Annotated in this window: 21 protein-coding genes; 18 read left to right on the plus strand and 3 right to left on the minus strand. The window is 37.3% G+C overall.

Annotated elements, in window-relative coordinates:
* Window positions 1-2 precede the first annotated feature (2 nt).
* Genes sctI through AABS66_RS13340 form a run of 3 tightly spaced genes read right to left on the minus strand, consistent with a single transcriptional unit; the run spans window position 3 to window position 1,868 of the window.
* Complete coding sequence (sctI, locus tag AABS66_RS13330; RefSeq protein ID WP_206085146.1) at window positions 3-299, minus strand: type III secretion system inner rod subunit SctI; 297 nt, start codon at window positions 297-299, stop codon at window positions 3-5.
* Window positions 300-354: 55 nt separating this feature from the next.
* Window positions 355-672 (minus strand): type III secretion apparatus needle protein, encoded by a 318-nt coding sequence (locus AABS66_RS13335; protein ID WP_206085145.1) that lies wholly within the window; start codon window positions 670-672, stop codon window positions 355-357.
* A 26-nt stretch (window positions 673-698) separates the two neighbouring features.
* Entirely contained in the window at window positions 699-1,868 is a 1,170-nt protein-coding gene (locus AABS66_RS13340) for a PrgH/EprH family type III secretion apparatus protein (protein ID WP_206085144.1), read from the minus strand.
* A gap of 193 nt (window positions 1,869-2,061) precedes the next feature.
* Between AABS66_RS13340 and AABS66_RS13345 the strand changes: the two genes are divergently transcribed.
* The 18 genes from AABS66_RS13345 to AABS66_RS13430 all read left to right on the plus strand — a co-directional run bounded on the left by AABS66_RS13345 (window position 2,062) and on the right by AABS66_RS13430 (window position 21,817).
* Complete coding sequence (locus tag AABS66_RS13345; protein ID WP_206085143.1) at window positions 2,062-2,841, plus strand: AraC family transcriptional regulator; 780 nt, start codon at window positions 2,062-2,064, stop codon at window positions 2,839-2,841.
* Window positions 2,831-4,528 carry a type III secretion system outer membrane ring subunit SctC gene (gene sctC / locus AABS66_RS13350; RefSeq protein WP_430225018.1) on the plus strand — a complete coding sequence of 566 codons (1,698 nt, stop codon included), beginning with the start codon at window positions 2,831-2,833 and terminating at the stop codon, window positions 4,526-4,528. Before AABS66_RS13345 ends, sctC begins: the two co-directional genes overlap by 11 nt.
* Complete coding sequence (sctW, locus tag AABS66_RS13355; RefSeq protein WP_430225019.1) at window positions 4,519-5,616, plus strand: type III secretion system gatekeeper subunit SctW; 1,098 nt, start codon at window positions 4,519-4,521, stop codon at window positions 5,614-5,616. The genes sctC and sctW overlap by 10 nt, the downstream gene beginning before the upstream one ends.
* 15 nt (window positions 5,617-5,631) lie before the next feature.
* The gene (locus tag AABS66_RS13360) at window positions 5,632-7,698 is read left to right on the plus strand and encodes an EscV/YscV/HrcV family type III secretion system export apparatus protein (RefSeq protein ID WP_430225020.1); all 2,067 of its coding nucleotides are present in this window, start codon (window positions 5,632-5,634) and stop codon (window positions 7,696-7,698) included.
* Between the two features lie 17 nt (window positions 7,699-7,715).
* A complete protein-coding gene (locus AABS66_RS13365) occupies window positions 7,716-8,123 on the plus strand; it encodes a type III secretion system protein (protein ID WP_206085139.1) in 408 nt (135 codons plus the stop codon).
* A gap of 16 nt (window positions 8,124-8,139) precedes the next feature.
* Complete coding sequence (gene sctN, locus AABS66_RS13370) at window positions 8,140-9,432, plus strand: type III secretion system ATPase SctN (protein WP_430225021.1); 1,293 nt, start codon at window positions 8,140-8,142, stop codon at window positions 9,430-9,432.
* Window positions 9,429-9,872, plus strand: coding sequence for a hypothetical protein (locus tag AABS66_RS13375; protein WP_430225022.1), 444 nt, complete (start codon window positions 9,429-9,431; stop codon window positions 9,870-9,872). The genes sctN and AABS66_RS13375 overlap by 4 nt, the downstream gene beginning before the upstream one ends.
* On the plus strand, window positions 9,859-11,160 hold the full coding sequence (locus AABS66_RS13380; RefSeq protein ID WP_430225023.1) for a hypothetical protein: 1,302 nt from the start codon (window positions 9,859-9,861) through the stop codon (window positions 11,158-11,160). The genes AABS66_RS13375 and AABS66_RS13380 overlap by 14 nt, the downstream gene beginning before the upstream one ends.
* A gap of 2 nt (window positions 11,161-11,162) precedes the next feature.
* Window positions 11,163-12,089, plus strand: coding sequence for a FliM/FliN family flagellar motor switch protein (locus AABS66_RS13385; RefSeq protein ID WP_430225024.1), 927 nt, complete (start codon window positions 11,163-11,165; stop codon window positions 12,087-12,089).
* A 1-nt stretch (window position 12,090) separates the two neighbouring features.
* On the plus strand, window positions 12,091-12,756 hold the full coding sequence (locus AABS66_RS13390) for an EscR/YscR/HrcR family type III secretion system export apparatus protein (RefSeq protein WP_430225025.1): 666 nt from the start codon (window positions 12,091-12,093) through the stop codon (window positions 12,754-12,756).
* A 14-nt stretch (window positions 12,757-12,770) separates the two neighbouring features.
* Complete coding sequence (sctS, locus tag AABS66_RS13395; protein ID WP_206085133.1) at window positions 12,771-13,040, plus strand: type III secretion system export apparatus subunit SctS; 270 nt, start codon at window positions 12,771-12,773, stop codon at window positions 13,038-13,040.
* On the plus strand, window positions 13,040-13,834 hold the full coding sequence (gene sctT / locus AABS66_RS13400) for a type III secretion system export apparatus subunit SctT (protein WP_206085132.1): 795 nt from the start codon (window positions 13,040-13,042) through the stop codon (window positions 13,832-13,834). The genes sctS and sctT overlap by 1 nt, the downstream gene beginning before the upstream one ends.
* 20 nt (window positions 13,835-13,854) lie before the next feature.
* On the plus strand, window positions 13,855-14,931 hold the full coding sequence (locus AABS66_RS13405; protein ID WP_430225026.1) for an EscU/YscU/HrcU family type III secretion system export apparatus switch protein: 1,077 nt from the start codon (window positions 13,855-13,857) through the stop codon (window positions 14,929-14,931).
* Window positions 14,932-15,072: 141 nt separating this feature from the next.
* Window positions 15,073-15,588 (plus strand): type III secretion system translocator chaperone SicA, encoded by a 516-nt coding sequence (sicA, locus tag AABS66_RS13410; protein ID WP_206085130.1) that lies wholly within the window; start codon window positions 15,073-15,075, stop codon window positions 15,586-15,588.
* 12 nt (window positions 15,589-15,600) lie between these two features.
* The gene (sctE, locus tag AABS66_RS13415) at window positions 15,601-17,757 is read left to right on the plus strand and encodes a type III secretion system translocon subunit SctE (RefSeq protein WP_206085129.1); all 2,157 of its coding nucleotides are present in this window, start codon (window positions 15,601-15,603) and stop codon (window positions 17,755-17,757) included.
* Window positions 17,758-17,772: 15 nt separating this feature from the next.
* Complete coding sequence (locus AABS66_RS13420) at window positions 17,773-19,095, plus strand: type III secretion target, IpaC/SipC family protein (RefSeq protein WP_206085128.1); 1,323 nt, start codon at window positions 17,773-17,775, stop codon at window positions 19,093-19,095.
* A gap of 2 nt (window positions 19,096-19,097) precedes the next feature.
* The gene (locus AABS66_RS13425) at window positions 19,098-20,099 is read left to right on the plus strand and encodes an IpaD/SipD/SspD family type III secretion system needle tip protein (RefSeq protein WP_430225027.1); all 1,002 of its coding nucleotides are present in this window, start codon (window positions 19,098-19,100) and stop codon (window positions 20,097-20,099) included.
* 56 nt (window positions 20,100-20,155) lie between these two features.
* Window positions 20,156-21,817 (plus strand): hypothetical protein, encoded by a 1,662-nt coding sequence (locus tag AABS66_RS13430; RefSeq protein ID WP_430225028.1) that lies wholly within the window; start codon window positions 20,156-20,158, stop codon window positions 21,815-21,817.
* The last annotated feature ends 4 nt before the right edge of the window (window positions 21,818-21,821 follow it).

Consider the following 21,821-nt stretch of genomic DNA (forward strand, 5'->3'; position numbering starts at 1 on the left):
GATTATTGCGCTTTTAACACTGTATCAATAGCAGAGACACTTTTATGGGTGAGTGTGCTAATCATACTCATGGCTAAATTATAATTGCCGACTTGATTTTGTATTTCAATGAGCTGAGCGGGATTACTGGCATCCACATTATTTGCTTTGTTTATTAGATTGGCTTTTTCATTACCAACCGCAGCAGTATATTCTGCAAATAATTTTTTTACCTTATCTTCAAATGAGCCAGTAGATATCGATGAGGTAATATCATCAATAATGTTCGGTGTGGTAGAAAGAGATATTGGAGTGATCATAAATTATATCCTATAAAATAAGAGCACCATTGTAATAGGTGCTTTTATTCAAAAATTAAACGTTACGAATAATCGCTTGAGCAGCATCTTTGATTGATTTCATTACATTACTTTGCAATTGACGTGCCATATTATAATTGCCACTTAATGCGGTAATTTTACCGAGTACTAAAGGGTTATCGACCTCAATATTTGGGTTATCAATCATCCCCTTTAGCTCATCTGCGATAACCTTAGTGCGTGCACTAAGGCCTGCGGAGGAAGCATACATCATGCCCCATTTACTGTTTGCAGTCGTAGTGTTATTTGTTGTGGTAGTATTATCTTCTAATGTTGATGTTTGCCATTCACCACTAGTTAAACCAATAGCCATACTAATTTTCCTCTTGTTGCTTACTTCTAACGTGTTTTGGAATTAAATAACCAATGATTATTACCTAATAAAATGTAACCATTGTTATTTGAAATGAAAGATTTTCCTGCTAACTCATCATTTTCTAATGAGATAGAGAACTGAATTTGCTGTTCCCCCCATTGCTGATAGAATGAATTTACGAAACTAATTAATGATATGATTTGCTTATCATTTAGACTGCCATTTATACCAAAAATAGTTTTGTTGTTTTCGGTGATTTTATTCCATTTAACATTACTTTCTGTTAATCCTAGTTCGGCATTTTTTATTAATTCGTCTAGTTTTTTTATTCTAAATTCACTTTTTTTATAGCATTGAAAATAATTTAAAAATATTTTATCAATAATATCTTCTTCTTTTTTTGAAATATTTTTTTCTATTATTTTAATAATAGGGTGACAAGGGTCATCTATATCTATTTTTAATAAATTAGGAGTAATATCTGAGATCTTATTCTCTATTTCAGTTTCGAGGTTTTGAATTTTGTCAACCTTAAAATGGCTACGATACTTTGATTTTAATAAGCGTTGCATACTCCAGTCAAAGTCCCGCTGTGTTTTTACTAAGATTAATACCCCATTTTTACCGTCATCAGTGATTACTGCAGGGTGGTGGTTGCCACTAATAATATCCTCAATTGATTGTATTTTTTTATCCTTTGCCATCTCGGAATTGTATGGAATAAATAGACAACTGATGAAAATAATAATGATTAATGATATACCCGCGAGCATTTTTGGATGGTATGGCGATTTTTTAAATTTATTCACTCGCTTTTCTGGTTTAATAGCGATATCTGAGGATGCCCCTTCAACTGGTGAGATGGCCCAAGGGGTATCAATATGTTTAATTGCAAAAGGGAATAAATCTTCCAGTACCGTTTCATGCAAGTTAATAGGGATAATTTTGCTTTGAGCTTGAGTATGAAGATCAATGGCGATTTGGCCTTCATAGGAAATAATTGAAAACGTAAAAGGTTCTTGATGACTCGGTATTGAATAAATGGTAAATCCTTCATCAGAAATATTCGTTCTATAATTATCTTCTTCACCAATAATAATAAGGTTAGCATCTAATGTTATTATTATTTCCTGATCGCGCATTTCCCCATTGGCGATTCTCATAATATAGGTTCGATTGTTCATATCTGTCATGCATGTTATCTCTATAAAAATAAGTCAAGTGTATTAAACAGAATAAATATCGAGCAGTCAGCTGAATAAATCTTACTCATTTGTACCTATGGCAGGGTGAAAAGGGTATGAAGTATTCCATTTTATTCCTTTGTATTTTGGGAAGGTGTCCTGCAATCTGCTCTAAAATCAACCAATAGATAGGGCTTATATAATGTCAAAGAAAGATATTGCTGCATTATTAGAAAATGGAAATCTCTATTTTTCTTTACAAGATAAATTATTTCTGGCAGTTAATTTTGCAGAGGGAGCGGCTTTTAGTTATAAATCTCCATATTCAAAATTAAATATTCAATTTGAAAAAAACGCTATATTTATCGCTAATGATGACGCGTTGGATAAATCAGCGAATCCTGACTGGGAAATTTATTCAATAGAATTGTCTGAGCTAATTGAAATCCTTGCTGTTATTGATACTGCAATGAAGCAATCTTTTCTTTCAAAAAAAGATAAGCTTTATTTAAATGATGAAATAACTCAAGAATTTATTCCATTAGATGAAGCGTTTTTTACAGAGATATCTATTAAAAATGTTGTTATCGATTTAGTTATTCGAGAGCAGCCAGAGTTTGAAATTTGGTGTAATACATTACGTAAATACGAAGCTTACGGCATGATGCGTTTTATTCTTTCTGCTGTGCAAAATGATAAAAATGCCAATATCAATCAGCTTTGTGCTCGCTATGGTGTATCTGCTTCTTATTTTAGGCAACTTTATAGAGAAAACTTTAATAAAACAGCAAAACGAAAAATAATGAGTGTTCGTATGGCAAACGCGATTTTGCAATTAATTGAAAGTGAAGGCTCAATTTTAGATGTGGGACTAGAAGCAGGCTACTGCTCAGCCTCTCATTTCACTAATGATCTTAAGAAAGAGTTGGGACTAACTCCTTCAGAGATTAGGCACCTTGGAGCAAATTTATATGAGCAGTAAAAGAAAGGGAGCAATATTTATTGCACTCCTTTTGTTGAGCGTCAATGTTCATTCGGCTCAATCTGAAACCTTCATTGCAGAGCCGATGGCACAAGAAAAGAGCAATGATACGTTCGTGGCGAATAATATTGCCGTTGGTAAAGTTTTTGAGGCTGTCGCGGAGCAATTAAATAAGCCGATTATTTTAAGCAAGTTAGCCGCACAGAAAAAAGTCACGGGTAATTTTAATCTTGCCAATGCTGACGAAATGTTCAAAGCCTTAACTCGTCGTATTGCATTGGTATGGTATGACGATGGCGCCAGTATTTATGTTTACGATAATAGTGAAATGCGTAGTGCGCTTGTGCCAACCCATAAAGTCAGCAGCGGGCAGGTACTTAATTATATTCAGCGTAATGGAATTTATGATGAACGTTTTCCTGTACGTTCCCAAGGTGCTGATAACTTGCTCTTTATTTCAGGGCCCCCTCTGTATGTTGAGCTTATTAAAGCGGCTACATTGTATCTTGAGAAACAACTAACCCAAGAAGGGTCAACAAGCAGTGAAGTTGCTGTTATTTCATTGAAACATGCCTCTGTCACCGACCGGACATATTCATCCCGCGGTCAGAGTATGACGGTGCCTGGCATGCTGACAGTTATTAGTACGTTGCTTAAAGATAGTGGCAATACGGTAGATGAAACCGTTAACATCCAGCCTGCAAAACTTAATGTATCTGGGGATTCAATTGATGAACTGATGGATGCGCCAATAGGGGAAGAAAGGCAGGAAAAAAAGCAGGTTATTGTTAACCGCTCTTCGGGTAAAAACGCGCTTTCATTGGTGGCTCATCCAGATAGTAATAGCTTAATTGTTAAGGGCAGCCAAGAGCAAATTAACTATGTAAAACAGCTTGTTCGTACACTAGATGTACGTCGCCGCCAAGTTGAACTCTCATTATGGATTATCGATATCACTCGTTCTGAGTTAGATAATTTAGGCGTGAGTTGGGAAGTAGGATCATATAAAGCGGGGCGAGGGGCGATGGCCTTTAACCGCAGCACATTATCCAATAGCCAAGACTTTCTATTACAGATAGATGCGTTAAGTAAAAAGGGAGATGGACGTATTGTGTCTCGCCCCGTTTTACTAACCCAAGAAAATATCCCCGCATTATTTGATAACAACACCAGTTTTTACGCCAAATTACAAGGTGAGCGTATTGCGACGTTAGAGCAAGTGACTTACGGCACCATGATCAGTGTCATGCCTCGTATTTCAGCGGGTCAGCAAGTTGAAATGGAAGTGAATATTGAAGATGGTGCACAAAGCCATGGCAGTGATGGCAAGGCTTCCAGCGTTGAAGGGCTGCCGTCTATTAATCGCACAAGTATTAATACCGTTGCACGGATTGCGCAGGACAGTAGTTTACTGATAGGTGGTTACACTCGTGAGCAATATATTGAAAATGAAAGCAAAATCCCTGGATTAGGGGATATCCCTTGGATTGGCGGGTTATTTAGTAGTTCCTCAGTTAACCAACAGAAAATGGTTCGCCTATTCCTTATTCAGCCACGTTTATTGGATGAAAATGAAGCGTGGGATGGTCGGCAATTTTCAGAAAAAACACGTATCACTCAACGTGATAGTCAATTGCACGGCACGGTACAGTTTTTGCAGCAATATATGAGTGAATCATGGCAATAACGCCGATGAATTACAGTAATCGGTTTTTATCCAACACCCAGGATAAAAGCCGTGCATCATCAAAGAGCAATAGTGATGATAGCGACGAGGTTGCTCGTGGTTTAGGTGTCATTGATAGTAGTAGTGAATACGCATCAATGGCTATGCTAGCTGCGAGCCATGTGCGTCGAGGAAACTCCCGAAAGGCACCTGAAGAGGAATGGACTCGTTTTTCTGAACGCATTTTAGATAATGATGCGGATGAAAAAGTGATGAGAATCGAGGGATTGCTAAATAAGCAGCTTATGACACCGCAGCAATTACGTGCATTATTGTTGCAGTTTTTCCCAGACCAAAGCGATTTATTAATGGCGCTCGCAACATTAATTCATCGAAGAAAGTTAAAGCAGGAGCAAATTAACAACCTCGAGACATTAAATGAGTCTCTTCTGAATGATGAAAATGCGCGTAGTGCTCAAGCTGGTGCAAATGTAGCCCTATTAGCGAAAGCATTTGCTGAAAAACTAAAACAAAGTGCTGGGAACCTGAGGGCTGTTTATCGTGAGTTTATTAATTATGATGGCCCTGTGGTTTATTTATATGAACAGTGGGTTGAAGAGTTAGAGTTTCAAGAACGTGAAAATATGATGCGCTATCTCGCTAGAGCATTGGCATGTGATTTGCAGGCCTTGCCATTGGGAGATGTCAATGTCAGTGAATTTGGTAATTTTTTTATTCGGGTGGGACGGCTAAGAGAATTACAATCACTTGACCATATATTTAGTCAGCAATTTTTTTTATCAGCATGTTTTCAAAATAATATTGATATAAATAAGCCTATATTGGAAAAATCTCTTAGCCAAGTTTTTACCAGCGGGATCCGCGGGCAAACAATATTTGAAGAAAAAGTAGTTTCTTTTATTAATAAAGAACTTCGTATTGCTCATACCGAAATACGTGCTCAATTTTTGCAGTTATTACTATTGGCTTTTTCAATGATCCCTGTAGCGGTTTTTCCATCATTGGAAGAGAGAGAACAATTATTGGAATCTTTAAAAAAATATATGAGCGATATTTTGGCTAAAGAACAACAGAAAAAAAATAAATAGGAAATTTATCAGTCTATGAAAAATATAACAGGGTTTTTATTACAGATCCGACAGCGACCTGAATTAATGGTATTGGTGATTATGGTGATGGTTATCGCTATGTTAATTATCCCATTACCAACGGTGTTGGTCGATTTATTAATAGGCCTGAATATTATGATTTCAGTACTTGTTTTTATGAGTTCTTTTTATATTACTCGAGTACTTAATTTTCAGTCGTTTCCATCCATTTTATTAATTAGTACATTATTTAGATTAGCTTTATCAATTAGTACAAGCCGCTTAATTCTATTAGAGGCGGATGCAGGTGATATTATTGCCACGTTTGGTGATTTTGTTATTCAAGATAATCTTGTGGTTGGTATGGTGGTCTTTGCCATCGTAACGATTGTACAGTTCATCGTGATTACGAAAGGTTCAGAGCGTATTGCCGAAGTGGCTGCACGATTTTCTCTTGATGCGATGCCAGGCAAACAAATGAGTATTGACGCAGACTTACGTGCTGGTGTGATAGATGAAGCTACAGTTAAAGAAAAACGTAGTGATCTAGAGAAAGAAAGTCAGTTATTTGGTTCGTTTGATGGTGCGATGAAATTCATTAAAGGGGATGCCATCGCAGGGATCGTGATTATTTTTGTCAATTTAATTGGTGGCATTTCGGTTGGTACAGCTCAACAAGGGATGGATATATCAACGGCGTTGAATACTTTTTCCTTATTGACGATAGGTGATGGTTTAGTTGCTCAAATTCCTGCTCTATTAATCTCGATAAGTGCAGGTTTCATTGTGACTCGGGTGGGTGGTAATGATAAAAACCTAGGGGAAAATATCGTTTCTGAGTTATTTGCTAATGATTTTACGATATTAATTACGGCATTAATTGTGTTATTCATGGGGTTCTTGCCAGGCTTCCCAACCAGTATATTTTTATTCCTTTCGGCGCTGTTATTTGGGTTGTTTTCTGTACGTTACTATAAAAGCTACAAGAAAAAGCCACAACAAGATCTACAAGAAACGGAAAGTGTTAACTCAGATGTGACAGAAGGGGAAACTCAGCGCGCTAATCAGGAACTTGCAGAAGAATATATTCCTGAAACATTGCCAATTATTATTTCTGTTAATCAAGAGTACAAGCCGCATTTAGAAAAGCATAATTTTCTAGCAAGAATGAAGAAGGATGTGTTTATTCGCTATGGATATCGGATACCCGATATTGCGATTAATTATTCACCTATTGTACCTGAGAACAAAATCGTCATTTTAATCAATGAAGTCAAAGCTGGTGAATACAGTATTTGCTTCCATGGCCATCGTTTATTAACACAAACAGAAGAATTAGTTCATCTTGGTATAGAGTTGACTGAATATACCGATGAATATGGTACGACAAGTTTTTGGTTTGCTGAGCGAGATAAAGAAAAGATTGAGCAACTTGGCCTATTTAGCCGTGATGATGTAACAGAAATGATTGATTGCATTAGTACCTTGATGCTACGCCATATTAATGAGTTTTTTGGTATCCAAGAAACAAAAAATTTACTGGATGATCTCGATAAGAAATACCCTGAACTGTTAAAAGAATGCTATCGACATGCCACGGTGCAGAAAGTCACTGAAGTTTTCCAACGTTTATTAATGGAAAAAATATCCGTGCGGAATATGAAGTTGATTATTGAAAATTTAGTGCAATGGATACCAAAAGAAAAAGATAGCCTGATGTTGGTGGAGCATATTCGTAGTGGAATGGCTCGCTACATTTCTTCTCGATTTGCGGTTGATGGGCGGCTCAATGTACTGATGGTCAATTCAGATTTTGAAGACACCATTCGTCAAGGGATCCGCCAATCTTCTGGGGGGGTGTATTTACACCTTGAACCAGAAACCAGTAATCAATTAATTCAAGCGGCGGAATTGGCCTTAGAAAATAGTTATTTGTCGATTAGAGACGTCAACATCCTAGTACCCGTAGATATCCGTCGTTTTGTGAAAAAAATTTTGGAAGGGCGATTTCCTGAATTAGAAGTGCTTTCTTTCAACGAAGTCTCTGAAACCGTGAAAGTGAATGTGATTAAAACAATTTAATTAATAAGGAGTAAAATATGAAATATCGATTTATAGAATCATTAAATAAATATTTATCTACAGAGGGACGTAGTGACTTAATTAACCCAGATTTAGACTGCCATACTAATATCCAATTAGAGATGAATGATTCACCTGCTATTAATATCGATCTTTCTTCAGATGATATTATTATTTGGTGCGGTTTAACTCCATGTAATTATAGCCGCTTAGAATCAGTAAGCAGTTTATTATTAAAGTCGATAGTTGAATATGCACCACGTAATTTTCAACCAGGGCAACCTGCATTAAACTTGGTGGATGATAATTTTATTTTATCTGCGGTATTAAAAGAGTCTGCATTAAATGAAAACTCAGTATTCTCAGATAGTTTTGATGAATTCTTTGAGCGTGCGAATGAATTGCGCATTCAACTTTCAGCCTAAATTATCTTGATAGATGATGAAAATTTTTGATATCTGCGCGCATCCTGCGCGCATTCACGGTTGTTTGATTGAGGCTCCTTTGCAAGGGGTATTCATTGGTGAAATCTGTTTCATTGAACGCTCAATTTCTCATCCAGAGATCATTGCGAAAGCACAAGTGGTGGGTTTTAAAGAAGGTTTAACGGTATTGAGCTTGATTGGCCGAATACAAGGTTTAACACGCGAAGTCGTAATTCGCCCTAGCGGTTACCCCTTTGTATTTCCGGTAAGTGAGTCTTTGGCAGGAAAAATTTTTGATGCATCAGGTGAGCAAGTTGGTCAATTGGCTGAAAGTTCAAGGGAAGAAACAAGCCTCAATAGCCGCTTACAACGTATTGATAACCCGCCAATTAGTGTCACACAACGGCGGCCAATCAATGAGCCTTTAACCACGGGGGTTCGTGCTATTGATGGGCTACTAACATGTGGTTTAGGGCAACGTATTGGTATTTTTGCCGCCGCGGGTAGCGGAAAAACGTCATTGATGAACATGATTATCAACCATGCTCATGCTGACATTCATATAGTGGCTTTAATTGGCGAACGTGGTCGAGAAGTTATTGAGTTTATCGAAGAGCTAAAAAGCTCTCCTCATGCCGCCCAGACTATTTTGGTGTATGCCACATCGGATAGCCCTCCAGTTGAACGCTGTAATGCCGCATTATTAGCTACCACAATTGCTGAGTATTATCGGGATCTGGGGCGCAATGTTTTGTTATACGTTGATTCAATGACGCGTTATGCAAGGGCGTTAAGGGATGTGGCGTTAGCAACGGGGGAATTGCCAGCAAGACGAGGCTATCCTGCTTCTGTTTTTGAACAATTACCGATGTTATTAGAGCGCCCAGGACGTGTGAAGCACGGAGCTATCACTGCTTTTTATACTGTTTTGTTGGAAAGTGAAGACGAAGCAGACCCGATTGGCGATGAAATTCGTTCGATCCTCGATGGTCACATCTATCTTAGCCACAAATTAGCGGGGCGTGGGCATTATCCAGCAATTGATATCTTACAAAGTATTAGTCGTGTTTTCTCGAAGGTAGTATCCCCAGAACAGGCGAAAGCAGCTGTTGAAGTACGTGAAATGCTTGGCACATTACAACAATTACAACTGTACTTGGATTTAGGGGAATACAAAGAAGGTGAAAACAGTGATAACGATAGAGCGCTAAGCAAACAACTTGAAATTGAACAGTTTTTAAAGCAAGGCATGGGGGAATCGAGTGACTTTGAAAGTGTGTTCAATCAGCTCCATCAGTTAACAATATGAGTGTAAAGAATTTATTGCTGCTAGTTGAGCGCCGTTTAGATAAAACTCGGCAAGAGCAAGGAAGGCTGAATACAGCTATTTGTGAATTACAACAAAATTTGCTGAGTATAAAAGAGCGTACTCAAATTTTAGCGGCGCAGGTTGTTTTGTATGAAAAGTCCCAAGAATTAAAACCCGTTGAGTTTTGGGAGCGACAGCGTTTGAAAGCGGCGGTATTGGCCGAGATTGCGCAATATGAGTATCAAAGCGATAGCATGTTGACGCAAATCGAAAAATATCAGCTGTTAGCTGAACGAATAAAAGCGCAATCACTTGTATTACATCGAAAGTGTGAAAAATTCCAAAAATATCTCAAACAGCAGAGAGCTGAACAGTGCTTAAAATTAGAGCGTCAGCAACAACATGAAATAGAGGAGCTATTTGTTCATGTCCGTCATTAAACCTTTTCACAATGAAAAAACAATAGGTAGTGCCGCTGAATTACCAGCAAGAAGCGACCAGTCAGGACAACGTTATCGCCAGCCAACAGCAGCGAATAGAAATATACCTTCTTATCAAAAACTAGCGATGAAGGCCGCTAGTGTTTTTGAAAAAAATACAGGTGCTAAATCAGAAGATAAAGGTCGTTTAGTGGGGGGGAATAATGACTCAAAGCTCTCATTTTTCACGGGGCAGGGAGTGCCGATATTACAGGAGGAACCGTTAGCTATTTCTTGTGACATGCATTTATTTAACAGAGTAGTTGAACCTGAAATTCAAACAGAAACTCTTTTGGAGCTAGGTGATGAAATAGAGCTCTGCAACCAACAAGAAACATCAAGGGATTATGAATTGTTAGATGATGAAATTCCTTTATTCAATATGAGTGGCATCCCATTAGCGCCAAATAACAATATTGTTCAGAAGCCGAACCAGTTATTGATGTCATTGGCAAAAGAGAAAGGGAATTCATCTGAACTGCCTGATATTCATTATGTTGATGAGCAAATAATAGTTAACTCACTGTTGTTGAAAAGAGAATCGAAAGGTGATTTTTTCGCGAAGAAACCATCGATGGTATTAGAGAATGACGGCCATCAAGTGGGAGGAAATCCAGCAACAGAGCGATTAGTAATGGGTATGCAAGAAAGTAAACAGGGCATTGAACACTCAAAAACAGTTGCTCAGGAAGCTCACGTGAATATGCAACCCGAAATTACAGTTAAAGATCCGCAGTCCGATACTACTGCTAAATTAAGTTCTGCAATAATGCAAGAGCGCGTCATACAAGATTTGACGAAAAGTGAGAAAAACCAGTCCGTTTTACAAGAGAATGAAAATATTGATGTCATTAATATATCTCGAAATAGTCTAGGGCCTACGGAACTTGGAACCACGGTACAACCTCAGGCTCAAACATCAGTAGCACGTGAGTCATCTTCTGTGGCATCTCAGATAGATAAATGGGCAGGTCATAGCGCTGCAATTGCGGATTCTCACATTAAAGAGACTTTGCCGCGAACGTTAACTTATACCTTCCATCAATGGAAAAATACACCGTCTGTGACCTTTGAATTGGCGACAAAAACAGAGTTTATTGCCACAACACAGAGCCGTGAAGTGCAGCATAGCTTACAAGAAAATAAGTATTTACTCGGTGGTGAGAAAAATATTTATTTCAGACAAGACCAAGAACGTGGCCAGCAGCATAGGCAACAACAGGAACAGCATCAGCAAGAAGACGATTAAGTATGTTGAAAATTCGACGAGTTGGTCAGCAAGAAAAGCAACTAAAAATTTGGCAGCAGCAATATCACGTTGATGTGGTTAATTCTCTCACTCACTCAGGACAACGTTATTTTAGAGTGTGTTTACAGAATAAATTGCAGCGAGTAAACGTATTAGTTCAGATTGAAAAATGGTGTCAGCATCGTTGGCCAGAACTTGTTCATTACGCGTGGGGTAACTTGAGTGTTGATACGCTGTGCAATGTTTTTATGTTTGAAAACAAGCATCAACATTTTTTTGAGGGGCGGTTTACATGTTCTTCGGTAGAAATCATTGATGGTAATGATATTCAAGGGTTCAGATTATCGGCAAAAGAAACCTGTCTCGGTGAGGTACTGCTGTGTACTCCATTTGATGGCCTAGCGGTGCGAGAGCAAGCCGATAATGGCATCACTAATGTCTCAGTATCGGCAGATTGGGTTTTAGGATACAGCCATATTAGCTTGTCACTCTTGCGTACTTTAGCGTTAGGTGATGCGCTTTGTATTCAACAATTACAACTGCATATGTTGGTTGGCGAACGTGTATTTGCACGGTTTCAAAAACAAGAAGAAGGTTTATTTATGATTGAAGAAATATTGTCTCCAGAAGAGGGTGAAAATATTCAATTGGTGGACGATTATCAAGATGAAATTGAACGTCCATTTAATATGGCAGATATGAGTATTAAATTAACGTTTGTACTTGGCCACAGTGATATTCCTGTTACAGAGCTTGGTAATATACAACTTGGTTCAGTATTTTCCATTGGTGAAAATAAAGAACGAGAGGTAAAGATATACGCCAATAAGCAATTAGTGGCAGAAGGAGAATTGATTTATTTAGATGGTGAGAGTGAATTAGGCTTAGAAATTACCCGCATAATTAGTCTCGGTGATAAAAGGGTATAATATGCCAACGGTTCCACAAGAAATACCTTTATTAGCACTTATTGCATTTTCAACACTACTCCCCTTTATTATTGCAGCAGGTACGTGTTATTTAAAAATATCGATTGTATTAGTTATGGTGCGTAATGCGATAGGCGTGCAACAGGTACCATCAACGATGGTATTAAATGCGATAGCTTTATTATTATCCATTTTTGTTATGATGCCGGTATTGCAAGATGTGAACAATTATATGCGTCAAGAAAGTGTTGATTTTAGCAATGTGGAGTCAATAGATCACTTTGTTGATGATGGACTGGGGCGCTATAAGAGCTATTTACAGAAATATTCAGAACCACAGCTAGTTAATTTTTTTGAGTCAATACAGCAGGGACGTAGTGAAGAAGAAATTCATGAGGATGGTACGCCTCCAACTTTATTTTCTTTATTACCTGCATATGCGCTCAGTGAGATTAAATCCGCATTTGAAACTGGCTTTTATATTTACCTGCCTTTTGTGGTGATTGATTTAGTCATCTCCAGTATTTTGCTTGCACTCGGTATGATGATGATGAGTCCAGTGACGATTTCTATCCCTGTAAAATTAATTTTATTCGTTGCTATCGATGGGTGGACATTAATCTCTAAGGGGTTGGTGATGCAATATATTGAATTAGCTCAGCATTGACGTGGAATATTGATATGGACGAAATCGTGTATGTTAGTAATAAGGCGATGTTATTAATTGTTATCTTATCTGCGATCCCAGTTATTGTTGCGACAGTAGTAGGGTTATTAGTGGGATTAATACAAACGGTAACTCAGCTTCAAGAACAAACTCTCCCTTTTGGTATTAAATTATTGGCGGTATTTGGTTCACTATTTATGATTTCAGGGTGGTTAGCCGATAAAGTGATGAATTATGCCACGGAGGCGATCCGTATGGCGATCCCTGCGGTAGGGCTACTGTAATGAGCCAAGAGTTAGTTTCGCTAGCATCCTATTTATTTTTTTTGTTCCAGCAAGGACTAATTAAGTTAGCATTAGCTTGGTTAAGAATTGCACCTGTTATGTTTTTTTTGCCTTTTTTTAGCAATAAACTGCTAAATGGCGGGATTATTAAAAATTGTGTCGTGATTTATATTGCCTTGGGGTTGTGGCCTTTTTTTATGGGAGTAGATCTTCAAGGGGAGCAAGCAGGGTTAGCTGAAGTTTTTTTATTTGAAATCGTTGTTGGTTTAACATTGGCTTTTATTTTAGGCCTACCTTTCATGATTGCTAATGTGATCGGTGAATTGATTGACACGCAGCGAGGTGAAACGATCAGTAGTATTATTGACCCAGCAAGTGGGACTGAAGCTTCAGAGCTGGCTGTATTCTTGAGCTATATTGTGTGCATGGTGTTTTTATCTCAAGGGGGAATGTACCAACTTTCAACCATATTTGCTCAGAGTTACCATTTACTACCGCTGGGACAAGGTTTTTCCTCTTTTAATAGCTTAGCATTAGGGGAATGGCTAAATAGTATGGTTCTTAAAGGTGTGATTTTAGCTGCTCCAATAATTGTAACCTTATTTATTACCGAGGTAGCTCTTGGGTTATATTCCCGTTTTTGCCCACAGTTGAATGCATTTTCATTATCATTAGCAATAAAATCAATAATTGCATTTATCGTATTTTTACTTTATTTCCAGAATGAAGTACCAGATATATTAATGAATATGGTTTCATTAACGCCATTGAATACGATTTTTCTTTCTAATTAACGGTATACAGTTTAATTATTATGGCAGAAAAAACAGAGAAGCCTACTGATAAAAAAATAAAGGATTCAGCAAAGAAAGGACAAAGCTATAAAAGCAAAGATTCGGTTGCCGCGATTGTATTAGTCGTTAGTGCTTTTATCTTTGATGGTATGACAAGTTTATCTGACTTGGGTCTATTAACAAAAAAGATATTACTGTCTCCAAATAATATAAATATTGATACATTACTTTGGGAATTCTTTATTATTTTTATTGGTATTTTATTACCAATTTTATTGGCGTGTTTTTTAGCTGGAACGTTGGTCTCATTATTACAGAGTCGTTTTAGGCTAGCGACAGAGGCAATAAAACTGGATTTAACAAAATTAAATCCTATTGCAGGTCTAAAAAAAATATTTTCTTTGAACTCGTTAAAAGAACTTATTAAAGCTATTTTATACTTGCTTGTCTTTATTGTCTCCGCATTGGTTTTTTTCTATCTTTGGCGACATGACATTTTTATGCTTTATCGTACTACCATTGAAGGCATGATCCAGCAATGGGCAGATTTATCAACGACCTTTATCATTGTATTTTTAGCCGTAGCCTTGCTAATTATTATCGTTGATATGATTACTGAATTTTTCTTATTTATTAAAAACTTAAAAATGGAAAAACAAGAAGTAAAGAAAGAGCACAAAGACAATGAAGGCGACCCTCAGATTAAAAGTGCGCGACGAGGTTTACATCAAGAATTACTTTCTGAAGAAGTTAAATCAAATGTTCGTAATTCTACATTTGTGATGGCTAATCCAACGCATATTGCATTGCTCATTTATTATGACCCTGATATCGCACCGCTACCTTTTTTATTTTCTAAAAGTAGAGGGTTACAAGCAAAAGCGATCATAAAATATGCCGAAAAACAGGGAGTGCCTGTTGTTAGAGATATTCCTTTAGCAAGAAAAATATGGCGAAGTTATAAAAAAGATAGGTTTATTGATGAAACTGGATTAGAAGAAATCATGAATATTGTTTCGTGGCTAATTCGAGTTGAGCTTATTCGCATGGGGGTAGATATTGATAATCTACTCGAGGGGAAAATGATAAATAAATGACGAATTTATAAAGTAAGACGAATAATAAATATAAATTAATAAATAAAATCGTTTTTTTAAAGCGGAGATTTTTTTGATTAATTATGATGCAAATAAATTTATTTTTCATCATATATTAAAGTTTAACACAAAGGTAAATATATGAATAACACTCAACATGAAGAAACACAAAATATTGATATGGAAGCATTACTTTCTAGTATCACTACCGCTTTAATGGAAGGTTCAACCTATAAAGATATTCATGGGATCCCACAAAGTACAATGGAGGGAATTTATTCTTATGCCTATGAATTTTATCAACAAGGAAAGTTAAAAGAGGCTGAAACCTTTTTTCGTTTTTTAAGTATATATGATTTTTATAACACAGATTATGTGATGGGTTTAGCTGCTGTTTACCAACTAACGAAACGTTATGACAAAGCCACTGAGTTATATGCTTTGGCATTTGTGTTAGCTAAAAATGATTACAGGCCTTTGTTTCATGCAGGGCAATGCAATTTAATGATGAAAAAAAGTAGTGCGGCGTTGCACTGTTTTGAAAGTGTTTTAGAAAGTAGTACTGATGCCGACTTACAGAAAAAATCACAAGCCTATTTAAATGCATTAAAGAAAGACTCGCCAGAAAAAACGGATTCAACAGATTCTAAAATATAACGAGGAAATGATATGGTCGATATTACAAACCTTGGTAATAATGAACGAATAAAAAATATTTATACCTTTTTACAAAACAGTAACCCATTAGGGACTGGAGATGAAAGTGTTAAATCAGTATTAGCATTAGAAATAGCCTGTGAGGAGTTGACATCTACAGAGCAGATGAAGAAGCAGCGCAATGAAAATATTCCTAAATTATTAAAACCAAAAATGATGATGATGAAAATGAGTCCACAAATAGCAGGCTCAAAATCACAAAAAGGCTTTAATGGAACCGCATTACTTATTGAAACATTTTCAACACTGCGCCAATTATTACATGAAGGTAACTTAGGTGAATTAAAAAATAGACTTGAATTAATCAATGCCGAATCAGAGTCTTTACGTCAGCAAGGTAGTGAATTACTTAATTCATTTGCAAATTCAACAAAGGAAGCTGAGAGCTACACTATTCAGACCCTAGAGGTTGAAAAAAACTTAAATCTCGCGAAAGAACAGTTAAACGGCATCACAGATAAGCAAAAAAATCTTCAACAAACCATTACGAATAATAAAGATCGTTTGGCTAATATTAAGCTTGAATTAGCCGAAAATAAAAAAATATTAGCGCAGATAAACGCTTTAGAAAAGCCGATAACAGAGGAAGCCTATCTAGTTGAAGTTGCCGCTGAAGCAAAGATTGCAGAGTTGAATACACAATTTAATCAATTAACCAATGAACTAGCAACATTGGAAGCCTCATCTGTTTTATTAAATAATCAAAAAAGTGAATTTAATTTAAAAATTGATACGTTACAACGTGATTTTGAATCGTTAGCTGATAAATCTATCGAGTTAACTAAGATTTCTGAAGATAACCGTAACAAACTAACTCAATTTATAGAAACTTCCCCTCGAAATGTTGAGCTGGATGGTGATAAATGGGAAAACACGCTGGCATTGTTGACCTTGTTGACAGCTCAACTCAAAAAAGCGATTAGCGAAGACTCTGTTCGTAACATGAAAGAACAAGAAGAAGTCATGATGAAAATCAATGAGGCTTCTCGTAGAGACTCGGAAAAAAAAGCGAAAGAAGCGGAGGCGTCCGAACGTAAAGCGGCTGAAGCGAATAAAGCGGCTTCATGCACGAGTAAAATCTTTAGTTATATTTTGTTGGCTGTTTCAGTTATTGCCACAGTTGCAACGCTTGGGGCAGCAACGCCGCTTACATTAGCCGTTGCTGCTATAGGGATTGCGATAGCGGTTACAGATATTGTATTAGAAGAAACAGGTCATAGCAGCCTAATGCAAATGTTAGCTGACCAAATTTCTTATGCTGTGACGAACATGCTGATTGAGTTTGGTGTACCAGAGGAGAAGGCTAAACAAATTGGCAGCATTGTTGGCATGATTGTCGCGGCAATTGCTTTTTTGGCACTTTCCTTGCTCTCAATGGGCTCTGCGATAAAAAGTATTCCGAGCATGATAAAAAATATACCGAAAATGATAAAAAATATTATCAAATCAGTGCCTAAAAGTTTAACCAGTGCACTCGGTAAAGCGGCAAAAGTGGGTGACGCAGTAGCAGATAGCGCTGATAGTATGGCAAAGCTTTCTAAACTCGCTAAATTGTCGGATAAATTTGATGAAGTAAAACATACTGCGAAAGCGGTTAGCCAAATTGCAGATAAAGCGGATAAATCGTCAGATGTTGTGTCCATTGGTGGCCAAATGGTGAAGGTCGGTGACTCAGTCGCGGACAGTGGTGATAGCGTGGTAAATCTATCCAAATTCGCTAAATTGTCAGACAAATTTGATGATATTACTGATGTGTCTTCAAGTGCTAAGCATGTCGTTGATAGCGTAAATAAACAAAGTGTGGGCATGGCTCGTCTTGAGGTTGCAATGAAAGGCACTGGTGCTGTTATGAGTATTGCAAATACGGCAGCAACGGGTGGACTACGTTTAGATGCTGCCGCGAATATGCGTGATATGAAGGCAATGTTGGCGGGTATGATGCTGAATGATAAGTCAATTCAAACATTAACAGAGCTACTCAATGCTCTTATTAAAGCAATGTCAAAAGAAACCGAGAAATTAAGTGAAATGTTCAACGGTATTTTGGGCTCTCTTCAGAAGTCGAATGACCAAAAAGTTGAAATGTCGAAAATGGCACGTTTTGGATAAAACTGAGAGGAAAAAATGGAAATTAATACTAATAAAGAAAGCATTATAAATATATTAGCCACTAACCATGCTTCGATTATATCGGCAGCATTAAATGACTCGAGTTTAGAAGGTATTACACCTAAAAAAGTATTAACGGTACAAGAAATCGATTTGTTAGTGAAACAAATCAGTACAGAAAAAACTGAACTTAAAGAAGCGATCGCAATAAAAGATATTAATGTGGAGCACATATTAGAGGCATTAACCTTATTAGGTGCTTCAGAAAGAATGGCATTACTGGGGGATGTTCATCAATTTATTACGATTACACCAGAAAAAATGCAGCAATTAGTGGCTAAAGTATTAGCAGAAGAGATAAATATTACCGAGCAAGCCTTCCAGACAGCCCAATTACCTGATGAAATAGAAATAAAGCAAATAGGGCTTGCCGTACAGGTAATATTAGGAAGTTCATTACTTAAAGATGTTTTCAATAATAGCCAAAGCAATGTGGAACTTAAAGAGAATGAAGTTAAGTCGACAGGAGAATTAAAATCAAACCAATTCATTGGGATTATTAGCAGTGATATATTATTAGCGTTAAGCTCAATTGTTCGTAAAGTATTATCTGAACTGAATATCTCCGATCGTCGAATTAGTGCCGATTTCTTATCATTAAATGCCAAAATGGTAGAAGCCGCTGCAGACTCTACCATTAAAGAAGGTGAAAAAGCATTTTATAGTTCATTGGCAGGGTTCTGTACTTCTTTTGCTGTGAGTTTGGGAAGTGGGTTGGTTCAAGCTAAATCACTGCACACACAACTTAAATCGACAAATACTAATTTGGTGAAGGCGAACCAGAATAGCGCTTTAACTGATAACTTGAAGGCATTGAGTCAAAGTGGGGCTTCGACGAAAAATAATACGATTAGCCTTAAAGGTAAAGATGGCAGCTCAATAGATATGGTGGACAGCCCAAGTTCAGCTCAGAAAAATTTAGTAAATCAACGAAATACAGAATCTGCACAAAGGACTAATAAGTTAGGGCTGGCGGAAAGCCAAGAGCATGATCGTATTGTGAATAAATCGAGAACATACAGCAGCATAGCAGAGCAAGGCGGGCGCCTATCCGATAATGTAGGGCAAATGGTGACATCAGGGACTCAAATTAGCGTTAAAGAAGAAGAAGCAAATAAAATGAAGCAACAGGCGACGGCTGATATCGCACGTACTATTTCAGCAGATAAAGATAAACAAGTAGATAAAGATAAAGACCTCGTGAAGCAAATGAGTGAGTATTTACGTGAAATTAGAGAAGCCAATTTGCGAACATTCCAGAGTGTTGTAAGGGGCTAACCATGGAAGTAATATTTCAACGAAATTATATTGGGTATCCAGAAGTAAAGAATGCAGTTGTTGTTGGAAAGCTGGAAACGATAACTCACCAGGATGGAAATGAATTTGCCATAGACTTAGACGCAGATCTTTATAAACAAGGAATGGTGCTAGCGAGACAATTGGGTGGTTTGGAGTTGAATGAAGCTTCTTATAGAAAATCAGTCTCATTTAACGATATTGAAAAGGAGATAAGCCATACAAAGCTAGTTTCAAAGATTTCCTCAGACTCATATAAAGCATTAAAACGTGAAAAACGAAGTGTATCAGACACTGTAATTGATGGTCGACCTCATATTAAGGGGTTAGAAACAATGATTGTGAATATTCATGATAACTATCAAAAACAGTATGGTGAATTAATTAAAGCATCGACTCAGTTTATGCAAGATATTAATACGGCGATTGGTAAGTTAAGTAATCATATGAAAGCGGGGAGCGATGGTAAAATTGAATTCTATGCGAAAAGTTTTATCTTAGATTTAAATAGTGCCGCTGCAAAGTATTCTGGGAGACCTTTTACAGGAAATCCAAATGATGCTAATCACTTGGATGGCCATTTTAATAGCTTTAGTCTTGATGAGAGCCAAGCGACACCCCTTCTAGAGTTACCATTAGAAAATGGCGTTTTCGAATTTTGGGAGAAAAAATTATCGGGTCAAGGTTTTATAGTTAAAAAAACAGGTACACATGTAAAAATATATCCAGACCTTAAACCTATTGCAGAAATATTTAATACTGTGCGTGGTCTTAATGGGTGGGCAGATGGAGCACAAGTTCAGTCTCAGCAATTTCAAAGTATGCAAACAGCAATAGATAGCCAAAAAAATGCTGTTAATAATAGTGTTTCCCGGTTATTAGAAACATTTCGGCAAGATAATAGCCATTTTGAGACATTAACTCAGTTACTCATTCAACTAGTTAGAGACTTGAATCAAAATAATAGTGCTTTAGTTAATTTTTAATTTATAAGTACGACAATTTTTTATTAAATCATAATTTATTGTGAGGGTATTGTATAATGCCAGCTTTATCTCCTACATCAAAAAATGCAGCAACTCCCTGCATGGACATGACTAGAAATCTAGTTAATAATAGTAATTCAATAGCACATAATATTTCCTCTGTTCTACCTGCTAGTTCAACAGATGCATTACCATTAAACCGAGAAGGTAATATAAAAACCGAAACACCAAATATGAATAAAGAGGATTTGCATAATCTCAATGTTAACGATCAGGCTTCTATTATTTCTGAGCTATTAAATAAAAGTGATTATGATATCACAGCGGAAATGGTGATGAATGCATTAAACTTTGGAGGGATGGGAAATATAACTCAACAAGCTATGCATTACCGCCCTGAAAGTAGTTTGATTATTTTAACGTTACTGGAACCTCATGAAATGGCGGATGGGTTATTAGAGTCCGCCGCAAACATGGTTCAGAGTTTGAATCAAACAACGAATGATAATTCTAAAGCAACCCTTAAAAAATCATTGGAACTGTTCGATAAAAACATCCAGAAATCTTTGTCTGGTATTAAAGGTAATCATTTTCTTGTTATGGGAGAAAGGTTTAAAGAGGCCTATGTTAGGCCAGGATTTGAAAATGTTTTAAAACAGCACTTACCAGAGAAAATGGTAAAACAGCTTTCAATGGATAATTGTTTACTCTCTGAGCAGAATAAACATAAACAAGCAGAAATCTCGGTTTTAAATAGCGCTTATCAGAACGCAGGAAATGGCCCATCTGTTGATAAAGCCCATTATATGCACAATATGTTCAGTATATTGGAAGAAAGCTTAGAAATTGTTAAGACACTAAAAGTGCAAGTTAATTGGGAAGAGCGAGCCGTAATACCGAAAGTAGAAAGCCAGCCGTTATCGTCACCACCAGGGGACGAAGTTGATGGCGCAAGGGGGTTGCCTCAATCCTCGGATTTGACAAGCAGTCATATATCAGGTAGTTACAACACAACAAATAACTATTACTTTAGTTCTCCACTCAGTGAAAATATCACGAAGATCAGTCATGAATCTCCCGAAGTGGATCACTCGTCACTCGAAGAGTCTAAACAGACCAAACAGAGCGAAGCTCCCGTATTAGCACCTGTCAAAAATCAATTTATAGCGAAACTGTCGCACACGATATTAAGCCAACCCGCGAAAGAGCCAGAAGTTGATTACGAATTTCCAAAGGTGGATAACTCTATTTACCAGAGCAAGGACTTTGTTGCGAGCACGCTACACGGAAATCAACCACCTGTGAAAGAACCAGAAGTTGATTACGAATTTCCAAAGGTGGATAACTCTATTTACCAGAGCAAGGGCTTTGTTGCCAGTACGCTGCGTGGCAACCAAGATACACAGGCAAAGGTAAAGCCAGAACGTCAATCAGCCAAACAAGAGGCCATACAGCAGTTTTTACCTAAAAATGGTCATCTTTTAGGGAGCTACTTAAGAAACGGCGAAGTGCCCACCAAAGTCACATTATCAACGGAGGGCGCATTAACACGTAGTCAATCGGATAAAGAAATTTATCGTGGTACACGTGAAGCAACAAAAGTGGTTGTAGATACAGCGTCTTATCTGCCGAATAGCGAGACTCCGGTGACATTAACGGAACGAGGCGCATTGACGCGCGATCAAAGCAAAAAAGATGCTTACACCACAGGCCAGTGAGGGG

Source organism: Providencia sp. SP181 (assembly GCF_050446505.1).
Lineage (GTDB): Bacteria > Pseudomonadota > Gammaproteobacteria > Enterobacterales > Enterobacteriaceae > Providencia > Providencia vermicola.

Excerpts from the sequence above, each read along its gene's own strand:
- sctC (WP_430225018.1), top strand. The coding sequence starts at position 2,831 with ATGAGCAGTAAAAGAAAGGGAGCAATATTTATTGCACTCCTTTTGTTG.
- AABS66_RS13375 (WP_430225022.1), top strand. The coding sequence starts at position 9,429 with ATGAGTGTAAAGAATTTATTGCTGCTAGTTGAGCGCCGTTTAGATAAA.
- AABS66_RS13365 (WP_206085139.1), top strand. The coding sequence starts at position 7,716 with ATGAAATATCGATTTATAGAATCATTAAATAAATATTTATCTACAGAG.
- sctT (WP_206085132.1), top strand. The coding sequence starts at position 13,040 with ATGAGCCAAGAGTTAGTTTCGCTAGCATCCTATTTATTTTTTTTGTTC.
- sicA (WP_206085130.1), top strand. The coding sequence starts at position 15,073 with ATGAATAACACTCAACATGAAGAAACACAAAATATTGATATGGAAGCA.
- AABS66_RS13335 (WP_206085145.1), bottom strand. The coding sequence starts at position 672 with ATGGCTATTGGTTTAACTAGTGGTGAATGGCAAACATCAACATTAGAA.
- AABS66_RS13405 (WP_430225026.1), top strand. The coding sequence starts at position 13,855 with ATGGCAGAAAAAACAGAGAAGCCTACTGATAAAAAAATAAAGGATTCA.
- AABS66_RS13430 (WP_430225028.1), top strand. The coding sequence starts at position 20,156 with ATGCCAGCTTTATCTCCTACATCAAAAAATGCAGCAACTCCCTGCATG.
- sctS (WP_206085133.1), top strand. The coding sequence starts at position 12,771 with ATGGACGAAATCGTGTATGTTAGTAATAAGGCGATGTTATTAATTGTT.
- AABS66_RS13385 (WP_430225024.1), top strand. The coding sequence starts at position 11,163 with ATGTTGAAAATTCGACGAGTTGGTCAGCAAGAAAAGCAACTAAAAATT.
- AABS66_RS13345 (WP_206085143.1), top strand. The coding sequence starts at position 2,062 with ATGTCAAAGAAAGATATTGCTGCATTATTAGAAAATGGAAATCTCTAT.
- sctN (WP_430225021.1), top strand. The coding sequence starts at position 8,140 with ATGAAAATTTTTGATATCTGCGCGCATCCTGCGCGCATTCACGGTTGT.
- AABS66_RS13420 (WP_206085128.1), top strand. The coding sequence starts at position 17,773 with ATGGAAATTAATACTAATAAAGAAAGCATTATAAATATATTAGCCACT.
- AABS66_RS13425 (WP_430225027.1), top strand. The coding sequence starts at position 19,098 with ATGGAAGTAATATTTCAACGAAATTATATTGGGTATCCAGAAGTAAAG.
- sctI (WP_206085146.1), bottom strand. The coding sequence starts at position 299 with ATGATCACTCCAATATCTCTTTCTACCACACCGAACATTATTGATGAT.
- AABS66_RS13380 (WP_430225023.1), top strand. The coding sequence starts at position 9,859 with ATGTCCGTCATTAAACCTTTTCACAATGAAAAAACAATAGGTAGTGCC.
- sctE (WP_206085129.1), top strand. The coding sequence starts at position 15,601 with ATGGTCGATATTACAAACCTTGGTAATAATGAACGAATAAAAAATATT.
- AABS66_RS13340 (WP_206085144.1), bottom strand. The coding sequence starts at position 1,868 with ATGACAGATATGAACAATCGAACCTATATTATGAGAATCGCCAATGGG.
- sctW (WP_430225019.1), top strand. The coding sequence starts at position 4,519 with ATGGCAATAACGCCGATGAATTACAGTAATCGGTTTTTATCCAACACC.
- AABS66_RS13390 (WP_430225025.1), top strand. The coding sequence starts at position 12,091 with ATGCCAACGGTTCCACAAGAAATACCTTTATTAGCACTTATTGCATTT.
- AABS66_RS13360 (WP_430225020.1), top strand. The coding sequence starts at position 5,632 with ATGAAAAATATAACAGGGTTTTTATTACAGATCCGACAGCGACCTGAA.